Here is a 14,634-nt window from a genome sequence, read left to right on the forward strand (position 1 = left end):
CCTCAAAAACTTATCCTACCACAAAAGTAATCTTTTCGATGAATAAACTGCTTACACTTGTGCAAAATATTCTGCAGGTGCGCCTTTTTCATTCCTTGCATGGTCGTAAAATCCAGCGGCAGTCACGTTAACATATGCAATAACCCATAATAAACCAAAGACTAAAGCCAACGCTCCTAAAATGTACCAGCCAACAAATGACAACTGCAATAAAATATAAGTGAACCAACGATCTTTCATCAAATACCAAGCATAGCGAAGTGCTTGCATTACGGTTAATTCTGGATAATCAAACTTTGCCCAAACAGCAAACTGAAATAAACCACCCACAATGTTCATCAAGATAACTGAGATAAAAAGTAACAATAACATGCCAAAAATGACACCAAAATCAAGAAAACCACCCTCGCTCACACTGACAGCCACTGTCCCAGATGAATTTAAAATCAAACTGGCATATGAACGAACACCAGACATCAAGATTGCTGGTAAAAACACCAATGAATTAATCAACCAATTCACTACAGTGTTCAACAAATGGATCAGCAATAATGGCACAAAATATTCCTTTTGAAAAACAACTAGCAATAGATTCATTTTTGCCTTCCCACCACGCATTACAAATAAAGCAATGTACACTAGCGAATAAGTAAATGCAAATAGTAAAAAGTTATCTAGCAAAAAGTTGAGAATATTTTCTTGCGTGCTATCTGGAGCAAAAGAGGTCATATTTCCAAAAATCATCTCAATGATGCCCGAGATCAAGCCAGCTAAAAAGATTAACCCAGCATTAATACCCCACTGTTCCTTTAACGCCGTACGCGCCTGCGCACGATAATCTGAAATGCTTACCGTCTTATTCATCAATTAATAGCTCCGAATCTTTTCAACAGTTTCATGGTCTAGACGTTTTACTAACTCCGTCACCAATTTGACTGTATTTAAATAGTCATCTTCATGAATAACCGATGTATGTGAATGTAAGTAACGAACCGGAACAGTGATTGCAACTGAAGGAACACCATCTCTTGTTAAATGCATTTGACCTGCATCTGTTCCTCCACCAGTAATGACTGTATATTGGAAAGGAATCTCCAGTTCTTCTGCTACATCAATCACAAAGTTCAATAATTTTTTATGCGGAATCATTGAAGCGTCAAAAATCAAGATTTGTGGACCTTTTCCTAAAACAGAATCTGCTTCTTTTGGTGTCATTCCTGGTGTATCACCGGCTGTTCCCGTGTCTAATGCAAAAGCAATATCTGGATTTACCAAATGGGTACTTGTTCGTGCACCACGTAAGCCAACTTCTTCTTGAACATCACTACCTGCAAATAAAACATTCGGATGACCTTCTTTGGCTAAGTTTTCTAAAACTCGTAAAGAAACGGCTGTTCCAATTCGATTGTCCCAAGCTTTGGCTAATAAAAATTTGCCACCATTTAATCGTTTATATTCAATATAAGGCGTAACCATATCTCCAGGTCGAATGCCCCACTCTTTAGCTTCCTTGTCACTCGTTGCACCAATATCAATAAACATGTCCTTGATATCATATGGTTTATTTCTAACTGCGGGCGTTAAAACGTGAGGCGGTTTTGAACCAATCACACCATGGATCACATCTCCCGCTTGTGTTTTGATTTCAACTTGTTGTGCAAGCATTACTTGTCCCCACCAGCCACCAAGTGTTTGAAATTCTAAGAAACCTTTTTCTGTAATTTTTGTAACCATGAAACCGACTTCATCCATGTGACCAGAAATAAAAACTTTTGGTCCGCCGCCAGCACCATGCTTTGCAATGACGCTTCCTAACCCATCAAAGAAAATATCATCCGCAAATGATTGCGCATACTCTTTGAAAACTTCGCGCACTTCTTCTTCATTTCCAGGTACACCTTTAGCAGATGTTAATTTGATTAATAATTCTTCTTCCTTTTTATCCAAACTCGTTCCCTCTTTTCTTATTTAGTAAACTAAATTATACCATTTCTCTGCAAGAATGGAGAAAAAGGTTTTCAAGAAAATCATGAAAAAAAGAAAAAGAGGTATGACAAAATTCGTGTCATACCTCTTTTTTTCAGAATAAATGGTATTCCCCAAGCAGCCACTTGGGCAATCAATCTTTTTCCTCTACAAATACGAGTGGCTATTTTTAGGGGAAATCCCGTATGGCTTACTTGTTGCCGCAACTTTCGACCTACTTAATCGTTAATTTAACTTATCTGGCTCTTTTTGTTGCCACTCTTTACTATAAAAAGCATTATCCAACTTGTAATGAACAGGTGCTTGCTTTTCTGCTAAAAAAGGTGCAATTTTTTGATCGGCGGCTAACCAACCTTGCCAACCTAAATGAATTGTGTCTTCCATAAAATAGGGTGTATTTGCTTGATTTGTTAGATCAACAACTTGTTCAAAGCCTTGACTGGTTAATTGGAATTTCACTTTTTTCGCAAATTGTTGCAACATCTCTTGAGACAATCCAGTGTAATCACTCCATTTTTCATTCACTGGTGGAATGATGAACATCACTTGCATTTTTTGTTTAGCAAATTGTTCCAAAACTAACTGAAAATCTGAAAACTCTGGTGAGCAACGATAGTCCCAGTTTGTCTGTGACTGCTTTAATTTTTCAATTTCTGGACGTACGCGATGCGTATAAAATTCATTTTTTAGTCCATATGGATTATTATTCGTCGATTTTTCACCAATTTTATTTGCTAGTTTTTTCAATTGTGTATCTTGATAAACTTCTGGTAATTGTCCAGTTGCATGATCAATTCGTTTTTGCTTCCCAACTAGTCCAATCTGACTAAATAATTCATCTTCTCTTTTCAATAACTGCCACGCTGGATAGAGTTTCTTACGACTTTTCTCAGTTGGCAACCGACCAGCTTTGATTTGTTGGAGCAACTCAGTCAGCGTTTGGTTTTCTGTTACTTTAGGAAAGCTAAGCAATCGGCGAGCTACATAGCGGTCAGCTGATGTCACTTTTTTCAATCCAAAGAGCCAATCATATGTTTGTAACTCTGAATAATACATATTGAAGTAATCTTTACTTACCCCCTTCTTAACAAACCACTGAGGGGAAATAATAAAGACTGCTTTCTTATCTTTCAAATGACTTCCAGCAGATTGCATCAACATAAATTGACTAAACGATTGGGTACCTGGTGCGCCTAATAAAAAAGGTTCGTAGTCACGCTGATATTTTTTTGCTAAAACACTAGGGTGGAAAGGGCTGATTCGACTTAGTTCGCTTGAACCAAAGAAGGGCACATATTTTTCTTCGGCTAACGCTTCGTTTTTGATAGCGTCCCCCTTCAACAAATTACCAGACATTGAACTAGCTGCTTCATGAATAACTTTTGGATCATTTACATTCACACGATAGGGCGAAATAAATAAGAAAACTAATAATCCGATTGCCAAAACAACTGGTCCAAATATGGCAAAAAGCTTCTTTTTCATCATTAATCCTTTAAGTTTTCCGCTTGTGCAATAATTTTATTTGGAGTCGCCCACTCTTCACGTTCAAATTCAGAAACAGGTACTTGAATTCCTAACTCGCCATCTAATTCTACTAATAGTTGAACAGTTGCAAGTGAATCAAGTAGTCCTTCATCAAATAAGTTCATATCGCGATTGTTTCGAACCTCATCCGTTCCAGTAATTTCTGTTAAAATTGTTAAAATTTGTTCTCCCATGTGTATTCTCTCCTTTTAATAAATGTAATTTTCTTTTGTTGAATCAAAGATCAAGCAAAAAGTAAGGTATTTAAAATTCCTGAAAAGATCAACAAACCAAAACAGATTGCCTGAAATGTTAAGAAAACTGCAAATGCGTGTGTCAACTTATTTGCAGGTAACTGACCTTTGTGCTTGCGTTTGAAACGAATCCACGCATCGGTCAGACAAATCAAAGTTGCGTGGTAAATCCCGTAAACAATGTAAAACCAAGTTAACCCATGCCAGACACCCATGATTAGAAATAACACAAAGTAGCCAACATTAGAGGCAACGATTTTGCTTTTAAAAACTTTATTCTTCATCAAGAAAAACATCAGGCGCATATAAATATAATCTCTAAACCAAAAAGATAACGTCATGTGCCAACGATTCCAGAATTCTTTGATGTTCCAAGATAAAAACGGTTTGTTAAAGTTGATTGGTGTCTCATAACCCATGAGATAGCTCGTGCCAATCGCAAACAAACTATAGCCAGCAAAGTCAAAGAATAGATACAAACTATAGACATACATATAACCAAGTAATGCCCACGAAATGCCACCATTATGAACCACCATATGTTTCAAAGCTGGTTCTAGAACTTGCCCTAGATAATACCCAATAATAAATTTGTAAAGAAAACCAACAAAAATATTTTGGACACCTTTTCCCAATAACTCAACATATTTCTCAGTACTTGGCGGCTGCAACTCGTCCTTTTCAAAACGACGATAGCGGTCGATTGGTCCCGATGAAATGGTTGGGAAAAAGAGTAAAAATTGGACATAACGCAATGGATGATATGCTTTGATCATGCCATCGCGAATCTCCATAATCATCTGAACGGATTTAAAGGTCAGATATGAGATGCCTAGAAATCCGATGAATGAAATTGGCTTATCTGTTAGTAATGGCATAATCTTGGTGATTGTCAAAGGTGCAATCGCCAAAAATACTGCTAAGTAAAACCAAACTGTTTCGTTCTTTCTCTGGCGATAACTGAAATAAAGCCAAACTAAGATTACCTGCCAGATAACATAGCCAATTAAAGCAACTCCTTGTTTCCAGTCTGCCCCACCAAAACTAATGAATAAGAAAAAGACAGTGACGATTGCCTGATAAATCGGTAATCGCTTGTTCCGTACGAGTAAGGAAAAAACGATAGGTGCTAACGCAACCAACAATAGCAGAAAGTACAAGGGTTGCGCATAAGGAATCATATGAGGAATCGTCATGTTGGATTCACCTCAGCCAGTAATTTCTTACGATCAATTTTATCGTTTGGTGTTTGTGGTAATTGATCAAGATAGTTGATTCTTTGTGGAATCATGTACTCCATCACTGATTGTCCTAGCTCTTGTTTAATTGCTTTCGTTAACTGAAACGATGGTTCGACCTTTTGTTCTAAGACAATAAACGCAACCAATTGCTGAACTTTCACTCCTTGATATTTAGGTACCACTACTGCTTGTTTAACATTTGGATTCATCCCTAAATAATGTTCGATGTCGCCAAGCTCAATTCGATAACCATGTAACTTGACTTGAAAATCCAAACGACCTTCATACAAAAGCATGCCATCTGTAGTCAAGCTTCCGGCATCACCTGTTCGGTAGCTTGCCTGATTTTCATAATCAAAGAATGCTGCTTCCGTTTTTTCTGGGTTATTCAAATAACCTTTTGAAACACTTGGTCCTGAAATAATGATTTCGCCTGTTTCACCGGCTACACAAGGCTGATTTTCCGCAAAGATTGTTACTTTTGTATCTGATTTCACTTTACCAATTGGAATTCGTTCATACGCATCTAACACAGCTTGCGTAACTTGAACACTAGAAATTGCAACTGTAGCTTCAGTTGGACCATAAGTATTGTAAATTGCCGCATTGGGAAATCGTTTCAATAATTCTTGTGCTGTTTTTTTCGTCAGTTCTTCTCCACAAAAAATAAATTGTTCGAGTTCAGGAACATGCTGTTCATTAAAGTTTGGTTCCATCAAACAAATATCCATAAAGGACGGTGTCGAAACCCATGTTTCCAATTTTAACTGTGGCAAAGTCTGAAATAATTGCTTGAAATCTTGAATAACTGCTTTTGCCAATGGAACAAGTATTCCACCAGAAACCAATGCTGGATAAATAGAGAAGACCGATAAGTCAAATGAAAAAGGTGCCTGTGCTAAAAAACGCATGCCGGGATGGATAGTAAAATCTGTTAATGTCCATTCCACAAAACTTTTTAAGTTGTCGTGACTAATTTGAACGCCCTTTGGTTGTCCTGTTGTTCCCGAAGTAAAAATAATATAAAAGTTTTCCGTCCTGTTTACTGGATGACTAGGCTGAAATGAAACTTTCTCTTCAAAAATAGAAACGAATTCTTTTTTTGTTAAAACTGTTTGCTGATTCAATGCTTCTGGCCATTCGCCCACTCCCACAATCAAGGTTGGCTGCGCCACCGTTAAAATGGCTTCGATTCGTTCTTGCGGTGTCTGTTCTTCAATTGGCAAATAGGCGTGTCCCGCTTTGACAGCTCCTAAAAAAGCAACCAGCATTTCAAATTCTAAATTACCAAATACGACGATTGGCTTTTTATCGTCTACATTTGATTCTAAATAATAGGCAAAAGCATCAGATGCTGCTTTCAATTTTCCATATGTGTACTCTTCGTTCGCCGTGCGGTAAGCCACGCGTTCTGGCTCAGTTACGCCCCAGCGATCGATTGCTTCAATGATTGTGCTAAATTTCATGATGTCCCTCCTAAAACTCATTGTAGATAAAGGATCCTCCCTGGATATTTTTATAGTGATACAAATAAATCAGCGCAAGGAATATCAAACTATAAAAAAGGGTGCGAATGAAAAATTTTCCCCAATAATTAACTTGAGGTTGTGCCCACCATTTCTTCATCAAAACACCTCCATATCAAACTTCTACAGAAATTTTAACGATTTTTCGTCTAAGCGGACATCTATCTAGCTTACGATAAGCGATTTCAGGCTAACACTTTTGTCACAAGGTTGAGAAATAAGGATTATGTCAAAAAAAAAAATAAAAATTAACAGAAATTTTTCTAATTCCTTCAAAAAAATTCAACCTTTTTTCCAACCTATTTTTAGTCATTCTCCCTGCAAGCATTACTCCTTCACTTTCTCCTATTCAATGCACAAAAAAACAACACTCCTATCGACTGTCCATCGATAAAAGTGTTGTGGGTTTCATTTTATTTATTCTTTGATAATTCGATAGTACCAACGACAAGTAATCACATAAAGCAGCACATAGACAACCACAAGTAGTCCACAGACTAAGTATGCAAGCCAGTAATCAGCAGTCTTAATGTATTGAGCAAAGACATTAATTGCAAAAACGGCATGCAAAATACCTAAAATCATTGACGGGAAAAAGGTAATCGCATTTTGCCCATAAATCATCAAACTTACTCTTCTTTGTGGGATACCTAGTTTCGTAAGTAAATGATAATTTCCTTTTTCTTCTTCTGCTTCTGCTAACTGCCGTACCATTAAGATACTACCAGTCGTAATGACAACAATCATCCCAACGAATAACGAAACAAACGTGTAACTCCCCGTTTGGCGATAAACCGAACGCATCTGTGGGTACCTTGCTGTAAAATTCAAGCGTGCGGACTGCCCTGTTTCTTTACTCGTATCAGCAAAATCTTCCGTTGAACTATCTTCAAATGCCTCTTCGTCTTCTGTAACTTTTGCAACGATTTTCCCAGTCAATTGCTGCTGATTGATTTCATATTGATACGCAACAGAATGATTCCAGTTGATTTCAACTTTTCGATCCAAAATCTCATTAATAGCTTCATTATTTCCACCAGTTACATTCCAATGAACAACTTGATACGCCGCTCCTGGTGTTGCGTGATAAATTTTCTCACTGACAATCAATGTTGGGCCACTGTAACGCATCGCGCTCTCACCTAAGACATCAGGATGGATGGATTGAATTTTCAAAGCTGTTTGATTCGGCAGGTAGATTCCCTTTCCATAAATCGAAATATTTCTCACTAATGACTGGACTTCATCCAACAATACCGTGTGCTTATCCGACTTCAATCGAATGTTTGGCAATCGAGGATTCATTTTTCGGAAGTCTTGATATTCTTTCTCTGTAATTAAATTCACCAGTTGAAACTCTTGCCCATCTTCTACTTGTCCAAGACGAAAATCATGTACACTTCCAACTACTTTATAGTTCAATATCATTTCTTGTGTAATTTTTTGCTTTTCTTTAGCTAAAATCGGTGCAATAAACTCAGCTGTTTGGGCATCTAATTGATAATCCGTTGCGTTTTCAATATCCGTTGTATGCGTCAATAAGGTAGATAAGGAAGTCACCCCACCAATCGTAGCTAAAGAAACACCTAAGATCAACGTAATCAAGGAACTTGTTCGCCAGCCTTTCATCAGATGGATCTGAGTATTGCCAATCATCAACAGATTAATTCCACGGTAACTAACTTTCCATTTACTAAAACTATTGAGCAAGAAGCGTAAAGAAAAACAGAAAAACAGATACGTACCAATCACGCATAGGATAAAAATCAAGAAGGGATAACTAAAAATCAACCCAAATTGAGCACCATTTTCAACTAACAAAGTCAAGTACTCTCGAAAATGAATTGCCCCAAAATAACCACTTGTCAGCAGAAATAAGCCGATAATACCCAACAAACGATGTCTGGTTCGCAAACGCATTTTTTTACTAACCACTCGCTCTGTATTACCAAAGCTTTGAATCATCGGGTAACGCCAAATCTTCCAAGTCGAGTGTACCGACACAATCAAAATAATCAGAAAAAATGCAACCAACGTATCGACAATGGACGACCAAGAGACAAAAAATGGACTAGTAATTTGCATTCGCATCATTCGGACTAAAATCATTTGAAAGAGTTTTGAAAAAATAATTCCTAACAGAATTCCTGTTATACAAGAAAATAAGCCAATCACCATCGTTTCAATCAGATAGATAGAAGAAATCTGAAACTTACTTACACCAAACAATTGATAGATACCGATTTCTTTTTCACGACGGTTTAGAAAAAAACGATTCGCACTAAAAACAAAAAACAGTAATACCAAGGTAATCATGAACGTTCCAAAACCGAGCGCACCATCAATAGAACCATCTTGACTGGCACGGCGAACTAACGATTGATCGTACGTCATCGAATTGAAGGAATAATAAATCATAACTGAAAAGGTCAGACTAAAAAAATAAATCAAGTACCCTCGCGACTGTCTAAGTAAACTTCTGGCAGCCAACTTATAAAGCATTGATTTTGCCACCTCCCCCGATTGTCGCTTGCATATCGATCACTTTTTCAAAAAATTCACTTCGCGAGCCACGACGAACAACTTCAGAAAAAATCACACCGTCTTTGATAAATAAAATGCGATTACAATAACTTGCGGTGTAAGGATCATGGGTCACCATCAAAACAGTTGCTTTTTCTTTTTGATTCATCAACGTTAAATAATTTAATAATTCTGTTGCTGATTTTGAATCAAGAGATCCTGTTGGTTCATCTGCAAAAATAACTTTTGGATGAACAACCAAGGCACGCGCCGCCGCAATTCGCTGGCGTTGTCCAACCGATAATTCATCTGGGTAGCGTTTCATGATTTCTTCAATATCGAGTAGCTGTGCCACATGTAAGACACGACGCTCCATTTCTTCTTTCGGTATTCGTTCCACTGCTAAAGGCAACAAAATATTATCTTTTGCATTCAAGGTATCTACTAAATTAAATTCCTGAAAAATAAAGCCTAATTGCTTTCGTCTAAAATCACTAAGCTGACTACTCTTCATTTTAGTGATTTCTTTTCCTTCAATCGTGACACTTCCCATAGTTGGCAAACTGATCGTCGATAAAATATTCATCAAAGTTGTTTTCCCTGCACCACTTGGACCCATGATTCCTACGAATTCTCCTTCGTCCACAGTGAAAGAAAGATTGTCTAGTACCTTGACGGGTGCTAATTTATTTCCATAAATTTTACTGAGATGTTTCACCTCAATCATTCGTTCCATGTGTTTGCCCTCCTAAAATATTCCTCACTACTTTTATTATACTTGCATCGTAGCATAGTCTTTTGTTTTTTTCTCTTTAGTTTTTGTCACTTGGAGCAAAAAAAATGTTTTTTTATTTTTTTAATTTTTTTTTATTCATTTTATAAATCCTGTACTTTCACGTTTTCACTTTTTTTCACAAGGAAATATACACCATATATGGTATATTCACTTATTTATACATCGACAAACCCACTACATATAGTTGCCCGTTTCACTGATTTGTTTTATGATAGACAAGAACAATTTAGTAGGAGTTGAGAAGATGAAGGTAAACTATAAAGAAATTCCAGCCAATGAAGTACAAGCATCAACAATCAAAATCATCAAACGTGATGGTCGTCACGTCGACTTTGATGAACAAAAAATTAATGAAGCACTAGTGAAAGCTGAAAAGAAAGTTCATGGCTCTTTATCTCCACTTGCCTATGAACGTATTCAGACAATCGTTGATTTAGTCGTTACTGAAATCAATAGTCGTTTTGTTGAAAATGTTAAAATCTATGAAGTTCAAAATATCGTTGAACACATTCTACTTGAAAAAAATGAATATGAACTTGCTGAAGAATATATCAATTATCGGACACGCCGTGATTTTGAACGTAGCAAAGCAACTGATATTAACTTTTCCATCGAAAAATTGATTAACAAGGATCAAACAGTCGTCAATGAAAATGCGAACAAAGACAGCAATGTTTTTAACACGCAACGTGATTTGACTGCCGGAATCGTTGGTAAGTCAATTGGCTTGAAGATGTTACCTCCTCATATTGCCAATGCACATCAAAAAGGCGATATCCATTATCACGATTTGGACTATCATCCATATACACCAATGACTAATTGCTGTTTGATCGACTTTAAAGGCATGTTAAATAATGGGTTTAAAATTGGAAATGCTGAAGTTGAATCACCAAAATCAATTCAAACAGCAACTGCCCAAATCTCACAAATCATCGCCAACGTAGCTTCTAGCCAATATGGTGGCTGCTCGGCAGACCGTACAGATGAATTACTTGCCCCATTTGCTGAATTAAATTACCAAAAACATTTAAAAGATGCAAAAGAATGGGTCGAAACAACTGAGCGACAAGAAGCTTATGCCAAATCAAAAACGAAAAAAGATATTTTTGATGCGATGCAAAGTTTAGAATATGAAATCAATACGCTGTTTACCTCTAACGGACAAACACCTTTTACTTCTCTTGGCTTTGGTCTTGGTGAAAATTGGTTTGAACGTGAAATTCAAAAAGCCATTCTACAAATTCGAATCAACGGACTTGGAAGCGAAAAGCGGACTGCTATTTTTCCAAAACTTATTTTTACCCTCAAAGCTGGCGTGAATCTTGCTCCAACTGATCCAAACTATGATATCAAAGAATTAGCTTTGGAATGTGCAACTAAACGGATGTATCCAGATATTTTAAATTACGATAAAATCGTTGAACTAACTGGTAGCTTCAAAGTCCCAATGGGTTGTCGCTCATTTTTACAAGGCTGGAAAGACGAAAATGGAACAGAAATCAATGTAGGACGCATGAATCTAGGTGTTGTCACACTAAACTTGCCTCGAATTGCAATTGAAGCAAAAGGAAATCAAGAAAAGTTTTGGCAATTATTATCTGACCGTCTTGAAATCATGAAAGACGCACTTGTTTATCGTGTAGAACGTTGTAAAGAAGCTATTCCTGCGAATGCGCCTATTCTATATATGTATGGTGCTTTTGGCAAACGTCTGTCACGTACAGATGCCGTTGATGAATTATTCAAAAACCGTCGGGCAACTGTCTCTCTTGGTTATATTGGTTTATACGAAGTCGCCTCTGCTTTTTATGGTGGTGAGTGGGAATCAGATCCGGAAGCAAAAGAATTTACCTTAGCTATTCTTAAAAAATTAAAAGCCAATGCAGATAATTGGGGTGATGAATATGGCTATCACTTTAGTGTATATTCAACACCAAGTGAAAGTTTAACTGATCGTTTCTGTCGTTTAGATACTGAAAAGTTTGGCATCATTGATAACATTACAGACAAAGAATACTATACAAACAGTTTCCATTACGATGTTCGTAAAAATCCAACACCTTTTGAAAAACTTGATTTTGAAAAAGATTACCCACAATATTGTTCTGGTGGTTTCATCCACTATTGTGAGTATCCAATGTTGCAACAGAATCCAAAAGCATTGGAAGCTGTTTGGGACTATGCTTACGACAAAGTTGGTTACCTTGGAACAAATACACCAATCGACCACTGCTATGAATGTGGTTTTGAAGGTGATTTCACTCCAACAGAACGTGGTTTTGAATGTCCTGAATGTGGCAACCACGATCCAAAAACTTGTGACGTTGTTAAACGTACTTGTGGTTATTTAGGTAATCCACAAGCTCGCCCAATGGTTCATGGACGTCATAAAGAAATTTCTTCTCGTGTAAAACACATGAAATAGTCCATTACCCGATTGTAAAACTGAAAGTTGTGATAAAAATCAAATTGCTTTTTGTCACAACTTTTTTGATAAGCACTTTTCCACTAATTTAGATTACTTTGGTAGCTAAACTGCAAGAACTTATACTATAGAAAGAAGTGTTTTGATGAGAAATCCAAAACCAAAAGAATGGTTAGCTGAAGATTATAGTCAAAATTATATTGCTGACTATAAAGCATTTAATTTTGTCGATGGCGAAGGTGTCCGCAATAGCTTATACGTCAGTGGTTGCCTGTTTGCTTGCGAAGGTTGTTTCAATAAAGCAGCTCAAAATTTCCGCTATGGAAAACCATTCACTCAAGAACTAGAGGAACAAGTAATCGAAGACCTTCGCCATGATTATGTTCAAGGTTTGACCTTACTTGGTGGGGAGCCCTTTTTGAATACAGATGTTTGTTTGCAAGTTGTTCGTCGAATCCGTCAAGAGTTTGGTCATACTAAAGACATCTGGTCGTGGACTGGTTATACTTTTGATGAATTGTTACAAGACTCCGAAGATAAGCTAGCTTTACTAGCAGAAATCGATATCTTAGTTGATGGTCGTTTTGATCTTTCCAAACGTGATTTGAAACTACAATTTCGTGGAAGCAGCAACCAACGAATTGTCGATGTTCAAAAATCTTTAGCACAAAATAAAGTTGTTATCTGGGAAAAATGCTTCGACGCTACTCAAACATACGAGCAAATCAAAAAACAAGATTTGATTTGACAACAAGCACAACCAGCTACCAGAGTTGATTATTCAGTCAACTTTGGTAGCTGGTTGTTTGTTTTCCTATTTTAAATTTATTATTTAAACATTCGGTTGCTTTGGCCACGCCTCTTGATAAGGATGTCCGGTTAATTCTTCTACTACATCTTTTGCTTCTGGTGTCACCATTGCTTTCAAGCCACCATCTTCCAAACGATCAATTTCATGTTTCAACACTTCATGCGTTTCACGATTCAATTTAAACGTCAGAGCCATCACTAAAGCACAAGAAATCAGAACGACGGGCGCAATAAAGAAAATCAAGGCGATGCCCGTTTGAATATGGTGAGGGGTATTCGTAAAATTCGTCATTGTTTTTGAATCAAAACCAATCGCTGCTAGTAAAATCCCGGCAATCCAAGAAGCTAATGCACCAGTTGATTTTCTAAAGAACGTCATCACTGCTGCATAAATTCCAGCACGATCGCCTCGGGTCATCATGCGGTCAACATCTGGAATAAAGGGAAAAACATTCCAAGGTGTAAATTCTAAAATTGCACGCGCACATTGATAAAATACGGAAATAATTACTAAGACCCAAAAAGCATTTTGGACGTGCAGTGCCCAAGTTAAGAGGTACCCAACCATCGTAACAATAATCGTAACGTAGCTTAGCATAAATAAGTAACGAGGGCCACGAGTTAACATCAGGCGTGCAGCCACCAATGTTGCAATGATTCCAAAAATGGAAAGTGCTTGAAGTGTCCACGGTGTATCCTCTTTTACGCCATGAATACAACAAATAATAAAAGTTGGTAACAACGTAGAATAAAAATCTTTCCCAGTAAATGATAATAAGTAAATACCTAAATGTTGACGAAATGCTCGATTTTTGAACGTTGAAAAATAATCTTGGACTGTTTTCTTCATAAATTCGCCTAAAGATAATTTGGGTTGACTTTCTAACTCTGCTAAAAATTCAGGCGTTAACGGACGTTCCCACGTTGTTCGGTAAGAAATAAAAATCGCAACAACAAAAATCACCGTCCAAATAATGCCCGTAATCAGATAAGCATTTGGGTTTTCCATATGCTGCAACGCTGCTAATACTAAGAAAACAAGTGCTGTCCCCGTTGCAGAAATAAACATACGCGAGCTAGATAAAATCGTACGCAGATTATAATCATCGGTCATTTCTGTTGGTAAAGTTTCCCACGGAATCAAAATCATGGCAATTGCAAGTTCGATTGCTACATAAATAACTAGATAATAGATCCAACTATCTGCCTGAACCCAGAACAACGGAAAGAGAATCGTAAACAAAATTCCGCCTAATAAAATAAAGAAATGACGACGTCCGAAACGTTGACCTAATTTTGTCCGATAAAAGCCATCCGTAATCGCACCAAAAAATAACGAAAACATGGCGTCAATGATCCGACCAATCCCTGTGATTGCTCCGGCAAACGCTGGATTGATTCCTTGACTCAACACGAAAGCGAAAATAACACCTGAAACGATATTATTCCAACCACCACCCATTAAATCAGTTAATCCATAGGCAACTCCTCGACCAATTGTAATTTTTTTCGGTTGATAAACCCACTGCTTATTTTTGTCCAT

The 14,634-nt window shown here is 37.2% G+C and carries 12 protein-coding genes; 2 read left to right on the forward strand and 10 right to left on the reverse strand.

What is annotated here, in order from left to right:
* Positions 1 to 51: 51 nt before the first annotated feature.
* From IGJ76_RS09280 to IGJ76_RS09320, 9 genes are all read right to left on the reverse strand, one after another.
* Positions 52 to 864, reverse strand: a complete 813-nt coding sequence (locus IGJ76_RS09280; protein ID WP_067480442.1) for a DUF975 family protein — start codon at positions 862 to 864, stop codon at positions 52 to 54.
* A gap of 3 nt (positions 865 to 867) precedes the next feature.
* Entirely contained in the window at positions 868 to 1,947 is a 1,080-nt protein-coding gene (locus IGJ76_RS09285) for a M42 family metallopeptidase (RefSeq protein ID WP_067480439.1), read from the reverse strand.
* Between the two features lie 264 nt (positions 1,948 to 2,211).
* Positions 2,212 to 3,471: a D-alanyl-lipoteichoic acid biosynthesis protein DltD gene (gene dltD, locus IGJ76_RS09290; protein ID WP_218657891.1), complete on the reverse strand. Its 1,260-nt coding sequence runs from the start codon at positions 3,469 to 3,471 to the stop codon at positions 2,212 to 2,214.
* Between the two features lie 2 nt (positions 3,472 to 3,473).
* Positions 3,474 to 3,707 (reverse strand): D-alanine--poly(phosphoribitol) ligase subunit DltC, encoded by a 234-nt coding sequence (gene dltC / locus IGJ76_RS09295; protein WP_067480435.1) that lies wholly within the window; start codon positions 3,705 to 3,707, stop codon positions 3,474 to 3,476.
* 50 nt (positions 3,708 to 3,757) lie between these two features.
* On the reverse strand, positions 3,758 to 4,963 hold the full coding sequence (gene dltB, locus IGJ76_RS09300; protein WP_270344775.1) for a D-alanyl-lipoteichoic acid biosynthesis protein DltB: 1,206 nt from the start codon (positions 4,961 to 4,963) through the stop codon (positions 3,758 to 3,760).
* Positions 4,960 to 6,474, reverse strand: coding sequence for a D-alanine--poly(phosphoribitol) ligase subunit DltA (dltA, locus tag IGJ76_RS09305; protein WP_075491622.1), 1,515 nt, complete (start codon positions 6,472 to 6,474; stop codon positions 4,960 to 4,962). Before dltA ends, dltB begins: the two co-directional genes overlap by 4 nt.
* A gap of 10 nt (positions 6,475 to 6,484) precedes the next feature.
* Positions 6,485 to 6,634, reverse strand: coding sequence for a teichoic acid D-Ala incorporation-associated protein DltX (locus IGJ76_RS09310; protein ID WP_067480430.1), 150 nt, complete (start codon positions 6,632 to 6,634; stop codon positions 6,485 to 6,487).
* Between the two features lie 317 nt (positions 6,635 to 6,951).
* Positions 6,952 to 9,036, reverse strand: a complete 2,085-nt coding sequence (locus tag IGJ76_RS09315; protein WP_429941398.1) for an ABC transporter permease — start codon at positions 9,034 to 9,036, stop codon at positions 6,952 to 6,954.
* The gene (locus tag IGJ76_RS09320; RefSeq protein ID WP_071868189.1) at positions 9,026 to 9,793 is read right to left on the reverse strand and encodes an ABC transporter ATP-binding protein; all 768 of its coding nucleotides are present in this window, start codon (positions 9,791 to 9,793) and stop codon (positions 9,026 to 9,028) included. The genes IGJ76_RS09315 and IGJ76_RS09320 overlap by 11 nt, the downstream gene beginning before the upstream one ends.
* A gap of 304 nt (positions 9,794 to 10,097) precedes the next feature.
* On the opposite strand from IGJ76_RS09320, the gene nrdD reads away from it, so the two are divergent.
* Both nrdD and nrdG read left to right on the forward strand, forming a co-directional pair.
* Positions 10,098 to 12,281, forward strand: coding sequence for an anaerobic ribonucleoside-triphosphate reductase (gene nrdD, locus IGJ76_RS09325; protein WP_067480422.1), 2,184 nt, complete (start codon positions 10,098 to 10,100; stop codon positions 12,279 to 12,281).
* Positions 12,282 to 12,426: 145 nt separating this feature from the next.
* A complete protein-coding gene (gene nrdG, locus IGJ76_RS09330) occupies positions 12,427 to 13,029 on the forward strand; it encodes an anaerobic ribonucleoside-triphosphate reductase activating protein (protein WP_067480419.1) in 603 nt (200 codons plus the stop codon).
* A gap of 84 nt (positions 13,030 to 13,113) precedes the next feature.
* Here nrdG and IGJ76_RS09335 read toward each other — a convergent pair whose 3' ends face one another.
* The gene (locus IGJ76_RS09335; RefSeq protein WP_067480416.1) at positions 13,114 to 14,634 is read right to left on the reverse strand and encodes an MFS transporter; all 1,521 of its coding nucleotides are present in this window, start codon (positions 14,632 to 14,634) and stop codon (positions 13,114 to 13,116) included.

Origin of the sequence: Enterococcus sp. DIV0175 (assembly GCF_050529075.1) — a bacterium.
GTDB classification, from domain to species: domain Bacteria; phylum Bacillota; class Bacilli; order Lactobacillales; family Enterococcaceae; genus Enterococcus_B; species Enterococcus_B thailandicus.